The 19,179-nt window shown below is 56.3% G+C and carries 12 protein-coding genes; 7 read left to right on the plus strand and 5 right to left on the minus strand.

The window, feature by feature from the left end:
- Positions 1 to 46 precede the first annotated feature (46 nt).
- On the minus strand, positions 47 to 3,121 hold the full coding sequence (gene ppdK, locus EI77_RS18155; protein WP_133796712.1) for a pyruvate, phosphate dikinase: 3,075 nt from the start codon (positions 3,119 to 3,121) through the stop codon (positions 47 to 49).
- Between the two features lie 310 nt (positions 3,122 to 3,431).
- On the opposite strand from ppdK, the gene EI77_RS18160 reads away from it, so the two are divergent.
- Complete coding sequence (locus EI77_RS18160; RefSeq protein WP_133796713.1) at positions 3,432 to 4,073, plus strand: type II secretion system protein; 642 nt, start codon at positions 3,432 to 3,434, stop codon at positions 4,071 to 4,073.
- Positions 4,074 to 4,153: 80 nt separating this feature from the next.
- Here EI77_RS18160 and alr read toward each other — a convergent pair whose 3' ends face one another.
- Genes alr through leuB form a run of 3 tightly spaced genes read right to left on the minus strand, consistent with a single transcriptional unit; the run spans position 4,154 to position 7,048 of the window.
- A complete protein-coding gene (gene alr / locus EI77_RS18165; protein WP_133796714.1) occupies positions 4,154 to 5,305 on the minus strand; it encodes an alanine racemase in 1,152 nt (383 codons plus the stop codon).
- Complete coding sequence (locus tag EI77_RS18170) at positions 5,302 to 5,964, minus strand: methyltransferase (protein WP_133796715.1); 663 nt, start codon at positions 5,962 to 5,964, stop codon at positions 5,302 to 5,304. The genes alr and EI77_RS18170 overlap by 4 nt, the downstream gene beginning before the upstream one ends.
- Positions 5,942 to 7,048, minus strand: a complete 1,107-nt coding sequence (gene leuB / locus EI77_RS18175) for a 3-isopropylmalate dehydrogenase (protein ID WP_133796716.1) — start codon at positions 7,046 to 7,048, stop codon at positions 5,942 to 5,944. The genes EI77_RS18170 and leuB overlap by 23 nt, the downstream gene beginning before the upstream one ends.
- Positions 7,049 to 7,229: 181 nt before the next feature.
- On the opposite strand from leuB, the gene EI77_RS18180 reads away from it, so the two are divergent.
- Complete coding sequence (locus tag EI77_RS18180; RefSeq protein ID WP_133796717.1) at positions 7,230 to 12,443, plus strand: putative Ig domain-containing protein; 5,214 nt, start codon at positions 7,230 to 7,232, stop codon at positions 12,441 to 12,443.
- Between the two features lie 140 nt (positions 12,444 to 12,583).
- Here the strand turns inward: EI77_RS18180 and gatB are convergent, their stop codons facing one another.
- On the minus strand, positions 12,584 to 14,047 hold the full coding sequence (gene gatB, locus EI77_RS18185; RefSeq protein ID WP_133796718.1) for an Asp-tRNA(Asn)/Glu-tRNA(Gln) amidotransferase subunit GatB: 1,464 nt from the start codon (positions 14,045 to 14,047) through the stop codon (positions 12,584 to 12,586).
- Positions 14,048 to 14,208: 161 nt separating this feature from the next.
- Between gatB and EI77_RS18190 the strand changes: the two genes are divergently transcribed.
- The 5 genes from EI77_RS18190 to EI77_RS18210 are packed head-to-tail and all read left to right on the plus strand — an operon-like array spanning position 14,209 to position 19,106.
- A complete protein-coding gene (locus EI77_RS18190) occupies positions 14,209 to 15,351 on the plus strand; it encodes a sialidase family protein (RefSeq protein WP_133796719.1) in 1,143 nt (380 codons plus the stop codon).
- 15 nt (positions 15,352 to 15,366) lie between these two features.
- Entirely contained in the window at positions 15,367 to 16,350 is a 984-nt protein-coding gene (locus EI77_RS18195) for a bile acid:sodium symporter family protein (protein ID WP_133796720.1), read from the plus strand.
- A complete protein-coding gene (locus EI77_RS18200) occupies positions 16,347 to 17,231 on the plus strand; it encodes a hypothetical protein (protein ID WP_133796721.1) in 885 nt (294 codons plus the stop codon). The genes EI77_RS18195 and EI77_RS18200 overlap by 4 nt, the downstream gene beginning before the upstream one ends.
- A 2-nt stretch (positions 17,232 to 17,233) precedes the next feature.
- Positions 17,234 to 18,340, plus strand: a complete 1,107-nt coding sequence (locus EI77_RS18205) for a phosphotransferase family protein (protein ID WP_166647350.1) — start codon at positions 17,234 to 17,236, stop codon at positions 18,338 to 18,340.
- Between the two features lie 40 nt (positions 18,341 to 18,380).
- Entirely contained in the window at positions 18,381 to 19,106 is a 726-nt protein-coding gene (locus EI77_RS18210; RefSeq protein ID WP_166647351.1) for an HpcH/HpaI aldolase family protein, read from the plus strand.
- Positions 19,107 to 19,179: the final 73 nt, after the last annotated feature.

Here is a 19,179-nt window from a genome sequence, read left to right on the forward strand (position 1 = left end):
CGAATTGCTTCGCCGTCTGGGAGCGCCTCAGAGAGACGCGCCAGGATTACTTCTTCTTCGCAGCCTTCTTAGCGGCCTTCTTTGCAGGGGCAGCCTTTTTGGCAGGTGCGGCAGCCTTCTTAGCTGGGGCAGCGGCCTTTTTGGCAGGAGCGGCAGCCTTCTTAGCAGGAGCTGCTGCCTTCTTGGCAGGAGCGGCCTTCTTAGCAGGGGCAGCGGCCTTCTTAGCAGGAGCGGCGGCCTTTTTGGCGGCGGCTTTCTTTGCAGCTTTCTTAGCCATATTAGTGTTCCTTTTGTTGTTGTTGGTTGCTTTGTTTGTTTGTTTTGCCGCAGGAGCAGCAGAGCTGCCACTACGGACATTCGTTGGGGCACCAGCCTTGGCGGTGGCGCGCTTTTCCTCAATCGCAGCCTGCGCAGCAGCAAGGCGGGCGACCGGGACACGGAAAGGACTGCAGCTGACGTAATTGAGCCCGACGGAGTGGAAGAACTTCACGCTGTCCGGATCACCGCCATGCTCACCGCAGATGCCGAGCTTGATGTCAGGACGTGTGGCACGACCTTTTTCAATGGCGATCTTGACGAGCTGGCCGACACCGGTCTGGTCGAGGCTGGCAAAGGGGTTCTTCTTGAAGATCTCATTCTCCGTGTATGGAAGCAAGAAATTGCCCATGTCATCACGGCTGATGCCGAGAGCGGTCTGAGTGAGGTCATTTGTGCCGAAGCTGAAGAATTCAGCGGTCTGGGCGATTTCGTCAGCGGTCAGAGCGCCACGTGGCACTTCGATCATGGTGCCGACGCTGTAGCTCAGCTTCACCTTCTGCTCTTTCTGCACCTGGGCAGCCACTTCATGCACAATGGAGACCTGGAGGTCGAGTTCCTTCTTGAAACCAACGAGAGGGATCATGACCTCTGGCTTCACCTTGATGCCTTTTTTCTGCACTTCAGCAGCGGCTTCAAAGATGGCGCGGGCCTGAGTCTCTGTGATTTCCGGGTAGGCGATGCCAAGACGGCAACCGCGGTGACCGAGCATCGGGTTGAACTCATGAAGAGCATTGACGCGGGAGATGACTTTCTCCGTGGTGATGCCGAGCTTCTTGGCGAGTTCAGACTGGGACTTCTCGTCATGAGGAACGAACTCATGAAGCGGTGGGTCAAGCAGACGGATGGTGGCAGGCAGGCCTTTGAGGGCTTCAAAGATGCCGATGAAGTCTTCACGCTGGTAAGGAAGGATCTTGCCGAGGGCAGCCTTGCGGGCTTCCACAGTTTCAGCCAGGATCATCTCACGGACGGCGTCAATGCGGTCACCTTCAAAGAACATGTGCTCTGTGCGGGTGAGGCCGATGCCCTGAGCGCCGAATGCGATGGCGTTCTGGGTCTGCTCCGGATTGTCAGCGTTTGTGCGGACCTGCAGGCGTGTGGCCTGGGAGCACCATTTCATGAGCTGGTTGAAGCTCTTGAATTTCTCCGTGGCCTGAGCGGCGGTATCGCCACCGATCATGCCGCTGATGATTTCAGAAGGGGCGGTCTTGAGCTGGCCGCCGTAAACGATACCGCTGGTGCCATCAATGGAGAGGAAATCGCCTTCGCTGAAAGTCTGGCCTGAAACTGTGACGGTCTTTTTGTCATAGTCGATGTCCAGTGCAGAAGCGCCGCAGATGCAAACCTTGCCCATCTGACGGGCCACGAGGGCGGCGTGAGAAGAGACACCACCTTTGGCGGTGAGGATGCCTTCAGCAGCGATCATGCCGCGAAGATCTTCAGGGCTGGTTTCGTTACGGACGAGGAGGACTTTTTCACCCTTCTGCTCAGCGATGACGGCGCGGTCAGCATTGAGGTAGATCTTGCCGGAAGCGGCACCAGGGCCGGCTGGCAGACCGGTGGCGATAGCGGTGGCTTTCTTGACGTCGGCGACGTCGAAGATCGGAGCCAGGAGCTGGTCGAGCTGGTCGGCAGGGTTGCGCAGAACTGCGGTTTCCCAGTCGATGAGTTTTTCCTTCACCATGTCGATGGAGAACTTCAGAGCGGCAGCGGCGGTGCGCTTTCCGTTACGAGTCTGAAGCATGAACAGCTTGCCCTGCTGGATGGTGAACTCGACATCCTGAACGTCTTTGAAATGCTTCTCGAGGGTCGCACGGACCTTCAGCAATTCAGCGTAGGACTTCGGCATGACTTCCTTCAGCTTCAGCACAGGCTCAGGAGTGCGCACGCCGGCGACGACGTCTTCACCCTGGGCATTGATGAGGAACTCACCGTAGAATTCGTCCACGCCATTGGCTGGGTTACGGGTGAAGGCCACGCCGGAACCGGAATCGTCGCCCGTGTTGCCATAAACCATGGCCTGCACGTTGACGGCAGTACCCCACTCAGCAGGGATGCCGTATTTGCGGCGATAAACGATCGCGCGGTCATTCATCCAGGAACCGAACACAGCGCCAGCGGCACCGCGAAGCTGATCCCATGGGTTGTTTGGGAACACCTTGCCCGTGCGCTCTTTGACGAGCTCCTTGAAGAGGCGGACGAGTTCCTGCTGGTCAGCGGCGGTGAGGTCGCTGTCGATGATGTCTTTGTGATAAACCTTGTGCTTGTATTCTTCGATGACGGTCTCGAAGGGCTCATGGTCTTCGCCTTCGCGCTTCTGCACGCCGAGGACGACGTCACCATACATCTGGATGAAACGGCGATAGCAATCCCAAGCGAAACGCTCATTCTTCGTGACGGAAGCGAGGGAAAGAACGGTCTGGTCATTCAGACCCAGGTTCAGAATGGTGTCCATCATGCCGGGCATGGAGTCACGTGCACCGGAGCGCACAGCGACGAGGAGTGGCATGCCTTTAGCATCACCAAATTTCGCGCCCATGATTTTCTCCATGGCGGTGATGCCTGCTTCCATCTGCTTCTGAAGCTCCACCGGATAGGTGCGCTTGTGGTCGTAGAAATAAGTGCAGACTTCTGTCGTGACGGTGAATCCGGGAGGCACTGGCAGGCCGATGCGGCTCATCTCGGCGAGGTTGGCACCTTTGCCTCCAAGCAGGGGTTTCATGGAGCCATCTCCATCCGCTTTTCCTGCTCCGAAGGAATAAACGTATTTCACTGCCTTGCTGCCTTTGCTCGCTGTTTTTGCCATAGAGGTTGTTGTTCTGATCGGTGCTTGTTGGTTATGTTAAGTGGGACTGAGCGCCGATAATTGTCTTTCGATTATAGGATGCAAGCATTAGTTGACAATCAAAAGTTGGAGAGGCGATCCAAGCAGGCCCCATACAGCATGCGGCATAACGCCAAACGTAACACGCCGGAGTGCTGAAAGACAAAGGATCCGGTGATCGCGTATTGACGTGGAGGCGCGTTTTTGATTTAACATAAAATCATCATTCGGCTGCGCTCATGCCTGATCACGAATGATGTCCGAAGACCCCCAACCCACCTCTTTTCATTCCATGAAAACATCCCCCCCAATCATCGCCCTGGCCCGCCGTGGCTTCACGCTCATTGAGCTGCTCGTCGTCATCGTCATCATCGCCATCCTGGTCTCTCTGGCCGTTCCTGCGATCAACTCAGTCATGCTGAAAGCACAAGTGCTGAAGATCAAAACCACCATGAAGGACATCCAAGTGGCCATCGGCCATTACCGCACGGAGTATAATCGGTACCCCATTGATGCGAGCTCCGCCGGTGGTGAATCGGATCTCGATCCATTCCTTACCGATGGCAATTCGGAGCAAACGATCAACATCCTCATGTCCAATGTGGATACCTCTGGAGCGAGCACCAACATGAATCCCAAGCAGATTAAATTCTTGGATCTGCCGCTGGCGAAGAACAACCAGTTTGGCATCGTGGATCCCAGCGGTGGCAGCAATGACGGTACACCCGTCCAGCTCGTGGACAACTGGGGGCTGCCCTATAAAATCGCTCTGGATACCAATTATGACAATCGGGTGCAGAATCCGGACAAGAGCAATGCAGACCAGACGATCTCCAGCCAGGCTCCTGAGTTCCTGGGCCAGACAACGGCCATTTACAGCTTCGGTCCTGACCGTACGGAATTCACCAAGGATGACATTGTGAGCTGGCGCTAATTTTTTGCCCCCATCCCCTGTTTAATGACACGCCGACCATGCCTGACATGGTCGGCGTTTTTATTGGGATGCAGTCAGCTTCAAGCCTCACCGCGATAAAGGCGAGGCACGCGAGTGTTGATATTGGTCAGCACTTCGTATGGAATGGTACCCGCCCAGGAGGCGAGCTCATCGGCGGATATTCCACCGCCCGGACCAGCCCCCAGGAGGATGACTTCATCGCCATTGTAGGCGGTGCCTTGATCCAGGTTTACCATCATCTGATCCATGCATACCCGACCGACCACGGGATGCCGGACACCGCGCACGATGACTTCCGCTTTGTTGGAGAGTGCGCGGAAATAGCCGTCCCCATAGCCAACAGGAATGGTGATGACCCGGACTGGGCGGTCACTCTGCCAGGTGGAGCCATAACTCACCGGATGCCCAGGCTGCACTACCTTAAAATAGGCGACGCGGCTTTTCCAAGTGAGCGCGGCCTGGACGGGCACACTGCGGATGCAGTCCGCCGCAGGATAAACTCCATATAAAAGAATGCCGGGGCGCACGAGATCCAAATGACTTTCGGGAAGCTGAAGTATGCCGGCACTGTTGGCCATGTGGCGCATGGGCATGGGCAGACCGCGCTTTGGATAAAACTCCAACACTTCATGGAAACGCTGAAGTTGCAGCCGCGCATGCGCCAGGTCTGCGGCATCGGCATTGGCAAAATGGGAATAGATGCCCTCCACCTGGACATGATGGCAGGTCAGCGAAGCCTCCAGCAGCAGATGCGCATTGTAATAATGGATGCCGATGCGCTCCATGCCGGTATCCACTTTCAGATGCACCCGCGCTTGCATGCCCAGCGCAGCAGCCGCCTCATCAATAAGCCGCAGCTTTTCTACCGATGGGGCCGTGAGGGTGAGATCATGCCGCAGAAACAGGGGTATTTGCTCCCCGGCGATGCCGCCAAGAACCAGAATAGGTATGCGGATACCCGCGCGTCGCAGCAGGATACCCTCCTCCAAAAAGGCGACGCCTAGATAATCCGCCCCCTGCCTGACCATGAGCTGAGCCACCGGCACCAGCCCATGTCCATAAGCATTGGCTTTCAGGATGGCCATCACGCGAGCCGGGCCGACATGTGCCCTGATGGCGGCCAGATTCCCCGCCAGGCAGTCCAGGTCCACCTCCACATGGGTCGGCCTAACCACTTCTTCGTCAGCAAAAATAACGGCTTCGGGGTTCATGGGATTTTACGCAGCACCCGCAGCCGTTCACGCCCTTCGCGTCCATCATAAGCGGTGGCCGGGACGAAATCTTCCAGCACTTGCCATTGGGAGGAGGGAAAGAGGAGATCGAGCTCCGCTGTTGAAATGCCAAAAGGCGGGCCGGATTCCCCAGGGTCCATCTCAGGATTGATGAACCAAATGCCCACCAGTACGCCACTCGGTTTCAGCAGACCGTGCACCGCTTCAGCGTATGCCTGCCGCAGGCTGGGTGGCAGGGCACACAGACAGGTGTGCTCAAACACATGGTCAAAGCTGCCCCTCCAATCCGCAGGCAGCGCAAAAAGGTCTACTTCATGAAATCTGTCCGCATGAGCCGGATGCCTGGCACGCGCCCGCTGAATGGCGGTTGGGGAAAGGTCCACGCCCACGGCATCAAGGCCGGATTCCACCAGCATGACGACATCATGCCCGATGCCGCTTCCCGGCACCACCGCCCGGCCCTGAGGATGATTTTTTTTCACCCAAGCGGACAAGGGGGGCGATGGCGCCCCCTTGTCCCAAGGTGTGTTACCTTCTACATAGCAGCTTTCCCAATCAGTCATGGGTGCATGATGGAGCGCATCATGCACCGGCTGCAACCTGAATCCGTGAGACTCAGAGAGCAGCCACGATCGCATTGCCCATTTCACGCGTGCCTACCTTGCGGGTGCCTTCCACGCCGGTGTAGATATCTCCAGTGCGCAGGCCATCTTCGATGACTTTGCGAACGGCGTTCTCGATGGTCACGGCTTCTTTTTCCAGGCCGAGGGAGAAACGCAGCAGCAGGGCGGCGGAGAGGATCTGCGCGATGGGGTTGGCGATGCCCATGCCGGCGATGTCCGGGGCGGTGCCGCCGCTCGGCTCAAAGAGGCCGAAGTAAAGGCCGTCACCTTTAGGCTTACCGAGGCTGGCACTGGCCAGCATGCCCAGGCTGCCGCAGATCATGGCCATCTCATCACTGAGGATATCGCCAAAAAGATTTTCAGTGACCATCACGTCAAAACTGCGCGGAGCCTTGATGAGCTGCATGGCTGCATTGTCCACATACAGATGAGCCAGGGTGACGTCTGGATAATCCTTAGCGATCTCCAGCATCGTTTCACGCCAGAGGACGCTGTTGGTCAGCACGTTGGCCTTGTCCACGGAGGTCACATGCTTGCGGCGAAGCTGGGCTGCCTTGAAGGCGACGTGGCCGATACGCTCGATCTCGCTCTTCTTATAAACCATGGTGTCGATCACCTCAATGTCACCATCTGGAAGAGTGGTGCGGCTTTTCGGCTGACCAAAATAAAGGCCGCCAGTGAGTTCACGAACGCAAAGGACATCAAAGCCGCCTTCCACCAGGTCAGGACGGATGGGGGAGGAAGCCGTCAGGGCTGGATAGCAAAGACCAGGACGCAAATTGGCAAAAAGGCCGAAGTGCTTGCGCAGTGGCAGCAAGGCTCCGCGCTCAGGCTGCTCATTGGGCGGCAGCTTTTCCCATTTAGGGCCACCCACGGAGCCAAAGAGAATGGCATCGCTGGATTCACACGCAGCGACGGTTTCAGCAGGCAGGGCTTTGCCCACTGCATCAATGGCCGCTCCTCCGACGAGCTGATGATCATACTGGAATGAAAAATCAGACTTGGAAGCCAGGGTGTCGAGGACTTGAATGGCCTCAGCCATGACTTCAGGGCCAATGCCATCACCAGGGAGGACTGCGAGTTTGTACGTACGGCTCATAAAATAGGGGCCGGGTTTATGGACGAAAATATCCAGCCGGGCAAGGAAAGAGACTGAGGTTGAGCATTTGCCGGATAAATCAGTCTGATCCCTACAATATCGCATCTCGCCCGATTCGAAAAATCTTCATATTTTAGCATTGCTTTCGAATGGCCGTGTCAATACTCTGTCTTTACAACTCATGAAAACCCCCTTTTCGTCCGCTATAACCACAGCGGCCCTTCTTTGGCTCACAGCACTACCGAGCATGGGCCAGATTTCATCCCTGGTCAGTGATATCAATACGGGGGCTCCCTCACCCAATGCCTCCGCTAAATCAGCAATAAAGCTTACCACCACCACAGGTGATATTCTGATTCTTGCCATTGACGATCCCCTTAGCGGCTCCGAGATCTGGCGTAGTGACGGCACAGAAGAAGGCACCTCTCTAATCTTGGATATCGTTCCAGGCCCCGGCAATTCTGAACCCCTGGACCTGACTATCGTCGAGAAATCTTCAGGTAATCTTGTTTTTTTCACCGCTCTGGATGCGTCCGGTAATTCTGGGATACGCAGCTTGTGGGTAACTCGTGGAGATAGAGCTTCCACGATGCTTCTCAAAACCTTTGAAGAAGGATTTTCCCCCCGCAACTTCACCGCCTTCAATGGCAGGCTGTTCTTTGAAGGCTACGACGGCAACAATGGCAGTGAACTGTGGGAATCCGACGGAACTGTCTCGGGTACCAAGCTGAATACCAACATCAGCCCAGGAGGAGGCAATTCTAACCCAAACAATTTTTTCAATCAGGGGAATACCCTCCTTTATTTCACTGCCTATACCGCCGCAAATCACCGCGAGCTGTGGAGCATGGATTCCAGTTTCGTCCCAACATTGTATGCAGATTCTACCCCTGGGACAGGTTCTCTTCTTTTCCCAGATGGTCTGGAATCCACTGCTGACGCTGAACTAACAGCTTTTGATGGTCAGATTTATTTTGTCGGTGAAGACAGCCGGAAACTCTGGAAAACGAGTGGTCCGGGGATGACCACGACCACTTTGGTGACTGATCCATCTCCAGATGGAAACGCCCAGACTAGATCCCTCACTGTCATGAGTGTGGGAGGAACCTCCTATCTTTTCGCCGTAGCAGCCAATACCGCGAACAATCTGGAAGTGCGCCGCCTGAATACAGGGACAAGTACTTTTGATATCCTGCGGGAAATTGGAACAACGACAACGGGCTCATCCCCGCAGGAGCTGACTGTGGTGGGTAACAGACTCTACTTTACAGCGGACAATGGCGAGGGTCGTGCGCTCTACGTCAGCAACGGTACTCCAGGTGGGACAGGGGATCAGAACACTGCCATCGTCGCCGACTCCCTGCCCGGCACCGATCCTGGTAATTTGACAGCCCTAGGGACTGACACGCTGGTATTTACTGCATTCGATGAAAATGGTGTCCTCGGGCTTTACTTTTGCAATCCGGATGAAACCACCCTCAGTACTCCAATCAGCTTACCCCTGGCACAGTTTGAGGATAATAGTGTGGCGACCGAATTTACCGTCATCGGAGACTCCGTTTACTTTTTGATCAATGGTGCGCAGCTTTGGGTGACCAACGGCATTGATTCCGCCACGATGGTCAAAGATTTTCAAGTAGGCAACGCGAGTTCCTTCCCAACCGGAATGACCAAGTTTGGTGACAATGTCTTCTTTTCCGCAACAGATGGCACATCTGGCCAGGAATTGTGGAAAACAAACGGCACAACGACTGAAAGAGTGAAGGACATCCGGACCGGGGTTAATGGATCCAGCCCAGACTCCTTTACACCTGCGGGAGAAACCCTTTTCTTCATCGCCAACGTCCCCACAGGTGCAGGCACTAATAACCGGGAAGTCTGGAGAACGGACGGCACCTCAGAAGGAACTGAAGTGGTCACTAATAATGATGGAATTGAAATCAGCAGCCTGCCAGCCCCTGCGGACCAAAGCAGCAGGCCTCAGCATCTGACCAGCATTGATGGTGTGCTCTATTTTTCCGCTTGGAACAAGGATACCGGCGCAGAACCTTGGAAGGTGCAGAGTAATGGCCCGGCTACAATGATTGCCGAAATTGGCACTGGCACCACCGGCTCTGATCCAAACCAATTCGTCAAATGCCGGGATAGCATTTATTTTGTAGCCACTGGCAGTGGAAACACTCGCCGTCTGCGCAGTATCGCGAATCCCACGGTGCCGATCGTTACTGCCAATGCTTTAACCACTGATAACACAGGTCCAAGTTCCCCCCAATACCTGACTGTTTATGGGACTGGAGCGAATCAGCAAATGTACTTTGCAGCGACACATCCTTTTAGAGGCAATGATCTATGGAAAAGTAACGGCACCAATCTGGGCACGCAGTGCATTGACATCGTCACCGCTAGTGGAAGTTCATTCCCGCGTGATCTGACCGTCGCAAACAATGTTCTTTATTTCTCCGCCGAGAACTCAGGGACAGGTCGTGAGTTGTGGCGCAGCAACGGTAATCGGGCAGATACGAAAATCGTCAAGGAAATCGCTCCAGGCATAACCAGTTCCAGCCCAGAGAATCTGACGGAAGTGGGTGGGTTGCTTTTCTTCACTGCCACTACAGCAGCGACGGGCCGTGAGCTTTGGGTCTCCAATGGTAGCGCTACAGGCACCTTTATGCTCAAGGAGATCGGTCCAGGAACTGCGGATGCCAACATCCAGGGAATGAAGAATGTGGACGGTCTGCTCATTTTCTCTGCCGACAATGGCAAAGACGGACGTGAGGCTTGGTATTCTGACGGCACTGTCGCGGGCACGAACTTGTTGGAAGACTTGGCGCCACTTTCCGCCTCCTCTTATCCCACAGGCTTCATGGGCTATCAGGGCAAGCTCGTTTATGCGGCCTCCAGCGCAGAAGAAGGCAATGAACTCCGGATCGCGCAGACCAGCACTGAGATTGAAGTCGTGTATGAGGATGCGCCTTTAGTTCCCCTGGCCCTCAATGATACTGTCAATTTAGGTTCGGCTGAGTTTAAGATCGAAACCATCACCAAGAGTTTCACGATCAAAAATGTGGGCGTGAACCGCCTGCTGAATGTGAAACCGCTCATCAGCGGTGTGAATGCCTCTGAATTCACTTTCGTATCTCCTGCGGCAGCCACCTCCGTAAGCAAGGACGGCTTCACCACGGTGAAAGTGAAATTCACCCCGAAAGAGGGCGGTTTGCGCCAGGCGACTCTATCCATCTTGAGCAATGATTTGGATGAAAATCCTTTCGTGATCAACCTGGAAGCTAACGGAGAGAAAGATCCTTTCTTCGTCGGCCATCCTCAATCGAAGATGGTGAACGTGAATGAACCGGTCAACTTTAGTGCCGTCGTGTTCAACTCCGTCCCCACAGATACTCTGGTGGGTCAGTGGAGAAAAGTCAGCACCAAGCTCACGGGTCCCGGAGCTGTGCCTAGCGGAGTTAGCCCTCTGTTTACGACATACACTATCCCTGCGGCTACCATCAAGGATGCGGGTTCTTATAACCTCTCTGTGAAAGGTGCCCTTCTCACATCCATCAGCAATAGTGCTGAACTGGGAGTGGTGCAGGATAATACCCCACCTTTGGTTATCGTCGCTGGGCTGACAAAAACGGCCACCTTCAAGGTCACGGCCGCAGGCAATCTGCTGAAGTATCGCTGGATGCGTCAGAGAGATGGTGAGCTTGCTGCGACGGACCTCACACAGGTGGTCGATGCGCGCATCACCGGTGCTGCCACCAAGACCATGACCCTCAAAAATCTGGCTTCCACAGACACTGCCAGTTACTTCTGTCTCGTTTCCAATCCTAGTGGCGATGAGCGCCAGGGCGGAACGACCCAATTGAATGTCTTTACCCAGCCAGCACTGATTGAGAGTCAGAACATGCCAGACGGCATCGTCGGTGGTGAATACAGCTACCAGATCGCCATCGACCCTGATGCATCGAGAGCAGCTCTCACTTATTCCGCCAAAGGCCTGCCTTCAGGACTGAAACTGGATACGAAGACAGGTCTGATCACTGGCCGCCCGACCAAGGCATCCCCACCGGAAGGATACACGATCACACTCACCGCTAAGAACAGCATCGTGAGCACTCTTGAGCAATCGACCACGACGGATAACATCATCGTCGAAGCTTATCCGACGAATCTGGAAGGCATCTATATTGGTACGGTGGCTCGCAATACCGCCGTGAATCGCGACCTGGGTGGCCGCCTGGATCTCACCGTCACGAAAACAGGTGCCTACAGTGGCAGCCTGACTCTGGGTGCGACCAAGCTGTCCATCAAAGGGGCTGTGAATGTGTTTCTGGATGCAGAAGACAAAGACCCGACGGCGACCTTTCAGCTAAAACCCGCAGCCTCTTCCGGCTTGCCAGCGTTTCTCGCTCTGACGTTTGAAATCGACCGTGATGCAGGCGTATTCACCGCCAACACCAAGGTCACGGATGGCTCTTCAGATGCCCTCATTACAGGCTGGCGCAAAGTGGATACGATTGAAGGCCCCAAGTATGAGACCTATTACACCTTTGGCATGCGCCTTCCTTCTGCCTCGCCTCTCATAGGTGAAGCTTCCGAAGAAATTGTACCGCAGGGATGGAGCTATGCTTCGTTCAAAGCGGCCAAAGACGGCAAGCTGACCTTCGCCGGCCGCACAGCGGATGGTGACAAGGTCACAGGAGCTTCCTTCATCGGCGTGGATGGCAATGTGGTGCTTTACCAGTCCATGTATACACCCCTCAAAGGTTCCCTCATGGGAACCCTGCTGGTGAACAAGGGAAGCGACGACGTCGTTCCGACAGACAATACCCTGACGGGTGCCCTGACCTGGGTGCGCCCGAATGATATCAAAGCCAAGACCCGCACCTACATCGCAGGCTTTGGTTTTGCGGATACTCCCGTTGCTACACCTGTGGCCTTGGAAGCTATCGGCTCAGCTTATGTGAAGCCTGAGGGCACAAACCCTGTCTTTGGTCTGCCAAATCCCTCCACCACCCCCAACGTGGACGTGGAATTCCTCTATGGTGACCTCTCCGACACCGTCATTTCTCCAAACGTCACGGTCACCATCAGCACCAGCAACAAGATCACCCAAGATACGACTTCCACCACGCTGACGAAGCTCGCCTCCGTCACCGCCAGCACGGGTCTCTTCACAGGAAGCTTCAGCCTGTCTGACCCGGATCTGCTGCTGGGCGGCGACAAGAAGCTGGTGAGGAAAGTCACTTACCAGGGCATCCTGATCAACGACGAGACGGACACCCAGATCGGTGTCGGCTTCTTCACCCTGCCAAAGCGCCCGGCTGTGGCACCCGAGAAAATCACCACGGTGCCAATCCTGGGCGGCAAGGTGGAAGTGAAAGCTATACCGTAACCCCATAAGGCAACGATCCTAGCGGCTCTATTCCACATGAATTGAGCCGCTGAATGAACTAACCAAAAAGGCACGAGGATCACACCTCGTGCCTTTTTGTTTTAATGCGGGAAGCCGCCCTGAGGGAATTCTATACCGCGTTATCCCAGGATCTTGCTGCGCACGATTTCAGTCAAGATCTTCGGGTTGCCTTTGCCCTGGCTGGCTTTCATGGCTTGTCCGGTGAACCAGTTCATGGCCTTATCATTGCCACCCTTGACCTCGGCCACCTTGTCTGGATTCGCTGCCAGGATTTGCTCCACAATGGCCTCCAGGGCACCGGTATCGCTGACCTGCTCGAAACCTTTGGCCTTGATGATTGGGCCTGCGGTCTGACCAGTGGCGAACATTTCAGCAAAGACTTCTTTGGCCTGATTGTTACTGATCTTGCCGGATTCCACGGTAGCCACCAGCTCGCTCAGGGCTTCCGGTTTCACCGGGCAGGCCGAGATGCCCTCCTCGCTGTCTTTCATCAAGCCTAGCAGGTCATTGATGACCCAGTTGGCCACTTTTTTAGCAGGCACTTTGGTATCTGCAGAAACTGCGGCTTCATAGTAGCCGGCCAGGGCTTTATCACTGGCCAGCACGCTCGCGTCATAGGCGCTGCAACCGTAGTCGGCTTCAAAGCGGGCGCGTTTCTCATGCGGCAGCTCTGGGACCTGGGGGCGGACGCGGGCAATGAACGCCTCCGTGCGCAAAGGGATCAGATCTGGGTCCGGGAAATAGCGGTAATCGTGCGCGTCTTCCTTGCTGCGCATGTCATCGGTAATACCTTCATCATCCAGCCAGCGGCGGGTGCTCTGCACCAAGGCTACCCCAGTCTCCAGACATTCAATCTGGCGCCCTGTCTCATACTTGATGGCGCGGCGAATGGCAGAGATGGAATTCAGGTTTTTCAGCTCAATTTTCGTGCCCAATTCCGTCTGGCCTTCCGGCCTTACACTGATGTTTACATCGCAACGCATGTTGCCTTTTTCCATGTCGGCATCGGACACTCCGCCATAGATCAGGATCTGACGCAGGCTGGTCAGATAGGCGACGACTTCCTCGGCGCTATCGAGGTCCGGCTCGCTGACGATTTCCATCAGCGGCGTGCCGGCACGATTGAAGTCAATGGTGGTGAACTTGTCATGATGGGTGCTTTTGCCCACATCCTCTTCCAAATGGATGCGGGTGAGCTTCACCACCTTGCCTGGATTGGCGATGCTCTTTTGGGCATCCTTTGGGTACGCCAGATCATACAGAGGCACGCCGCCGCCCAGGCAGAGAGGAAAGGGCATCTGGGTGATCTGGTAGTTCTTTGGCATGTCCGGGTAGAAGTAGTTCTTGCGGTCCCAGCTCACCACCGGCGGGGTGGTGCAGCCCAGCATCATCCCGGTGAGGATGGTCTTTTCGATGGCCGCCTCATTCAATACCGGCAGTGCGCCCGGCAGCCCCAGGCACGTGGGGCAGGTATTCGTATTCGGCTCGGATCCCACCATGACCGGGCAGGCGCAGAACATCTTGCTCTGCGTGGTCAGTTGCGCGTGAACTTCAAGACCGATGGTGACAATGTACTTGGGCATGGGGGCCTGACATTGGAATCCCTTTCCGCCTGTGGCAAGCGGCGCTTGAGGACTGGCTGACGGGATTTTATCCCTGCCGCGATGTTAACATAACACAATCTAACCCTCTACGACCTGAGGATTACCCGGATGCGGCACGTTTAGACCTTACCCAACCGCCTATGAAACTCCGCACCCTTATCCTCACAGCCATGCTTGGCCATGCCCTCCAGGCGCAGCCTGCCGACTGGCAAAAGCAGGCACTCGAAGACGCCGCCCAGGACCGCACCAGCGTGCCCTACGAGGGATTCACGCCTAACAAAATGGTGTGCGACACCACCCTGCGCCAGCTTCCCGATGGCTCCTGGGCGCTGATGATCCTGGCAGGCGGTGATACGGAGCCATCTCCGCTGAACTACACCGGCATCACTTTCAGCAAGGATCAGGGTCAAAGCTGGACACCGCTGGAAACGGTGAAAGTCGGCCTGCCGCGCGAGGGCAAAACCATCGGCCAATGTGTGACCGAACTCATCATCAAGGATGGCCGCTGCACCGCACTGCTTTCCACTCATTCCAAACACTGGGCCAATGACTGGCGGTCCTGGTTCATCCACAGCGATGACAATTGCAAAACTTGGTCCAAGCCTGAGCCTATCCCGGGTCGGCTGCAAAACCGCACTTTCATGCGCAATCACATCATCACCCAGGATGGCCGGATGATGATTCCCTTTCAGCACTACATCGGGCCCGAAGTTGAGCAGGGCAAGGAACCCCTGGACCGCGCGTTTACCAATCCCCGCAATGGCGTGATCATCAGCAGTGATGGTGGCAAGACCTGGAGCGAGCATGGCAACATCCGCCTCACTGAAAACGACCGCTACTTTGGCTGGGCGGAAAACAACATCGTGGAGCTGAGCGATGGCCGCATTGGCATGATCATCCGTGCTGATAAACTGGGCGGGGTGCTTTATTATGCCGAGTCCAAGGACGGAGGCAAAACCTGGCCGGAATTTGCCTCGCACACGGACATTCCCAATCCAGGTAGCAAGGCCACGCTTTATCCCCTGGGCGGAGATGCCGTAGCCATGCTGCACAATCCGAATCCGCTCCACCGCAGCCCGCTGGCACTGTGGATCAGTTTTGACGGCATGAAGACCTGGCCCTACCGCCGTGTGCTGGTGCAGGAATCCGCCGATGGTCCGAAGGGCCGACTGAACTACCCGGATGGATTTGTCAGCGCTGACAAGCAGTGGCTGCACTTCGCCTATGACGATAACCGCCATCGCGCAGTGCACTACAGCGCCAAGCTGCCTCCCCTTCCCTGAGTTCCGCCCATTTCTATGCACGCTCTCATCAATCGCTTCACCAGCCTTTATCCTTTCTGGCTCATCGGCACGGCTGTCATGGCCTTTCTCTGGCCACAGACCATGGCTTGGTTCTCCGGGCAGTGGATCATCTGGGCACTCACCACGGTGATGCTTGGCATGGGACTCACGCTCACCGCCACGGATTTTCAAAACCTGCTGAAGATGCCCGGCAGTCTCATGCTCGGTTTCCTGGCCCAGTACACCATCATGCCCCTGCTGGGCTGGGGGATTTCCCATGCCTTGAGCCTGGAGACGGGGGCCGCCATTGGCCTCATCCTCGTAGCTGCGTGTCCGGGCGGCACGGCATCCAATGTCATCACTTATCTGGCCGGGGCCAATGTGGCGCTGTCTGTGGTCATCACGCTCGTTTCCACAATGCTGGCTTTTATCATGACGCCGCTGTGGTGTGAAATGCTCATCGGCACTTACGTGCCAGTGGATGCGCTGGGACTTTGCCTCACCACCCTGCAGGCGGTGGTGATCCCGGTGATCGTCGGTGTCTTCCTGAACTGGAAGTTTCCAAAGACTGTCGCCCGCATCTCATGGACAGGGCCTGTTCTCTCGGTGATCGCCATCTGCGGCATCACCGGTGGCATTGTGGCACAGAGCGCAGATTCCATGGTTGCCTATGCGGGCAAGCTGAGCATCGCCGTGCTGGTCCTTCATCTTTTAGGTTTCATCCTTGGTTATGTCGTGTCCAAAGTTTTCGGCTATTCCGATGTGATCGCCCGCACGGTCTCCATCGAGGTGGGGATGCAAAACGGTGGCATGGCCGCCATGCTGGCAAAGAAACACTTTGCAGTGCACCCGCTGGCTGCTGTGCCCGCCGTCTTCAGCGCCCTGATGCAAAATGTCCTCGGCGCTCTCCTGGCAGCCTATTGGCGAGCGCGGCCATTGCCACCTGATGCCGAACTCGAAGACCTCACGGAGGTGGCACCTGAAAAAATCCAACCATGAGCCTGCACATCTCCCACACCGTCCTGCCGCTGATCCTGATGCTGCTCCAGACCAGCGGCCAGCTTGGTGCGCAAGTCACTGCGCCCGAGATTAAAACCCTCTCCGCAGGTACATTCAGCGTCAAAGCTCCCGCTCCGTGGGCGGACTCTGCCCTTGTGGAAGAGGTCCCCTCACATCCGCTCTATTCTGCTGTGGACTGGAAGAGCTTTCAGGAGAATGCCCGTTATACACTGAAGCCAGGTTATGAAAACCGGCCGCAGCACTGGGCCATCCGTTTCCCGGCTTTGGTGATCAAAGGACAAAGCTTTGACAAACAGAATGCCGGGTCCGATTCCGTCGCTCCACAGATCCTCATCCATCAGGCCGATGGCTGGGCAACCATCCTGGAGACGGGAGCCGCCGACTCAGCAAAAGCCGCCGAAACCCGCCGTAAGTTCCGGCAGTCTCTGATCGCTATGGACTCGGGTCTGCCAAACTCTATCACCCCTGCTTTTGTGGATGGAGGCCTTTCATTTCTGGCGCTGAAAAAGAAGGTGCGATTCCAAGGCGGGTATGGTTATCGCCTGATGTGCCAGTGGACTATCGAGGCAGACCTGGTGCGTCGCGGCATGTTGCATTACCTGTTTGTCGGCCTGTCTGATGATGATTCCTGCCAGATCATCGCCACCTTTCCCTTAGATTGTCCGGGCCTGCCTTCCGATGCCCTGGAGGCGGAGCACCTGGGCTACAGCGCCCAGAGGTATGAGGAGTTGACCCGAAATTTCGAGGCGTATTCCACTGCTGCCGAGAATTGGATTAAACAGCACGAAAAGGACTTCACCCCCTCACTGGATGCGCTGGACCGGCTCATCGAAAGCCTCTCCGCAGACACCTGGCGATGATCATGATTCAAGAGCTCCCACCCGTCAGTTCTGTCCCGCTCAGGGAAAAAGTCTACTACTGGAAGTGTGATCGCCCGGCGGCTTTTCATGGCACGGAAGTGCAGTCTTCGGCAGCGGACCTGCACCCGCAGGTGCTGGCCCTGCTGCAAGCGCGGCAGCCCGGCCTAACCATTGATTTAAAAGACGGTGGCGGACAGGGCAATCATCGCACCTTCGTCGCTCGGATCGGCAGTTCAGATGTGTTTGTGCGCATCGAAGACGGACCTGAGCGGGATGATTACATCGAAACAGAATCACGCATCCAGGAGGCCGTGCGCGCCCTGGGGGTGAAAACGCCGCGCGTCATTGACGTGGATGCCAGCCGTTGTGAGGTGCCCTTCGCCTGGCAGCTCATGGAGGCGGTTCCACATCCAGATCTCAATCACTGGCATAAACAAGGGAGGCTGGATCTGCCACGCATGGCCCGCGAGATCGGTGCCGCTGTGGCCCGCTGGCAGGATGTGCCGGTGGAGCATTACGGTCCATTTCAATCCGGCAACAATGGCCTCAAAGGCTTTCATCTGACCTATGCCAGTTACTTTAAACTGAACCTGGAAACGCACCTCGATTTCCTCACACGGCGCGAGTTCCTACTGCCTGACCAAGCTGATGAAATCCGCCAGGTGATCCAGGATCACGAAACGTTACTGGACCTTGCCTGCGGCTGTCTGGTGCACAAGGATCTCGCGCTTTGGAACATCCTCGGCACGGAGGATGAAATCGCAGCCTTCATTGATTGGGATGATGCCATTTCAGGGGACCCTTTGGATGACCTCTCCCTGCTAGGCTGCTTTTACGATGGCACGGTGATCACCCAGGCGCTGGCGGGGTACACTCGCATCAAGCCGCTGCCCTTGGACTATCGCCGCCGGTTCTGGCTGCACCTGCTACGGAACATGATCGTGAAGGCTGTGATCCGCGTAGGCGCAGGTTACTTTGACCGCACGGATGGCTTCTTTCTCATCGGCTCCGGCAGTTCCGGTGCGGATCTGCGCCAGCTCACTCTGGACCGCATCCAGACGGCCGTCAGTGGATTGCGTGAAGATCGCAAGCTCGCCACTCTCCCATGACGCCTTCTCTTTCACCTCGTTCCATCGCACTTTCACACTTATGAGCACCCCTTTCCCCACCCGCACCGGAACCTGGCTTTCCATTGGCTCGCCCGTCATTGCTGAACTCGCCGCCGCCTGCGGTTTCGACTGGGTGCTGCTGGACCTGGAGCACGGCTGTGAATCCGAGGCCGCACTGCCTAACCAATTGCGTGCTCTTCGCGGGACAAAAACACGGGGCATCGTACGTGTGGGGGCACCTTATCCCGACCTCATCTCCCGGGTGCTGGACTGGGGGGCTTTCGGCATCATGGTCCCGCATGTGAACTCCGCGGCTGAAGCAGAGGCCATCGTCCAAGCGGCCCATTATTCACCTCGTGGGCACCGCGGATTTTCACGCACCGTCCGCACCTATGACTATGGTTTAAACCCGCCGGGCGAGAACACACCAGTGCCCGTCATCCTGGCCCAGATTGAAACGGTCCAGGGCGTAGCCGCAGCGGAGGAGATCGCCGCCGTGGACGGCATAGACGCGCTTTTTGTTGGGCCAGCCGATCTCGGCCACGACATCAAAGCCAGGAAGAGCACCCTCGTTTACGAGGACTGCCTGCGCACCGTCATCGAAGCCGCCAGACAGCAAGGCAAAGAAAGCGGCATCCTGGTGCGGCAGCCACAAGATTTCGAAAAGATGCGCGCCCTCGGGTTCTCCTGGCTGGCCATCGATTCAGACCTTTCCCTCCTTCGTGAGGGTTTCCTCAAAAACGTCAAAGCCGCAAAGCCTTCTTAAAGACGGCCTGCCGTCCGCCGACCCTGCCACCAATTCTTCCGCCCATCCCCTTCACATCCCCATGCTCCAACCC

Source organism: Prosthecobacter fusiformis, assembly GCF_004364345.1.
GTDB lineage: Bacteria > Verrucomicrobiota > Verrucomicrobiia > Verrucomicrobiales > Verrucomicrobiaceae > Prosthecobacter > Prosthecobacter fusiformis.

Bases quoted from the DNA above. Each gene is read 5' to 3' on its own strand.
- EI77_RS18205 (WP_166647350.1), top strand. From the start codon at position 17,234: ATGATTCAAGAGCTCCCACCCGTCAGTTCTGTCCCGCTCAGGGAAAAA.
- alr (WP_133796714.1), bottom strand. From the start codon at position 5,305: ATGAACCCCGAAGCCGTTATTTTTGCTGACGAAGAAGTGGTTAGGCCG.
- EI77_RS18195 (WP_133796720.1), top strand. From the start codon at position 15,367: ATGCACGCTCTCATCAATCGCTTCACCAGCCTTTATCCTTTCTGGCTC.
- ppdK (WP_133796712.1), bottom strand. From the start codon at position 3,121: ATGGCAAAAACAGCGAGCAAAGGCAGCAAGGCAGTGAAATACGTTTAT.
- EI77_RS18170 (WP_133796715.1), bottom strand. From the start codon at position 5,964: ATGCGATCGTGGCTGCTCTCTGAGTCTCACGGATTCAGGTTGCAGCCG.
- EI77_RS18210 (WP_166647351.1), top strand. From the start codon at position 18,381: ATGAGCACCCCTTTCCCCACCCGCACCGGAACCTGGCTTTCCATTGGC.
- EI77_RS18180 (WP_133796717.1), top strand. From the start codon at position 7,230: ATGAAAACCCCCTTTTCGTCCGCTATAACCACAGCGGCCCTTCTTTGG.
- EI77_RS18200 (WP_133796721.1), top strand. From the start codon at position 16,347: ATGAGCCTGCACATCTCCCACACCGTCCTGCCGCTGATCCTGATGCTG.
- EI77_RS18190 (WP_133796719.1), top strand. From the start codon at position 14,209: ATGAAACTCCGCACCCTTATCCTCACAGCCATGCTTGGCCATGCCCTC.
- leuB (WP_133796716.1), bottom strand. From the start codon at position 7,048: ATGAGCCGTACGTACAAACTCGCAGTCCTCCCTGGTGATGGCATTGGC.
- EI77_RS18160 (WP_133796713.1), top strand. From the start codon at position 3,432: ATGAAAACATCCCCCCCAATCATCGCCCTGGCCCGCCGTGGCTTCACG.
- gatB (WP_133796718.1), bottom strand. From the start codon at position 14,047: ATGCCCAAGTACATTGTCACCATCGGTCTTGAAGTTCACGCGCAACTG.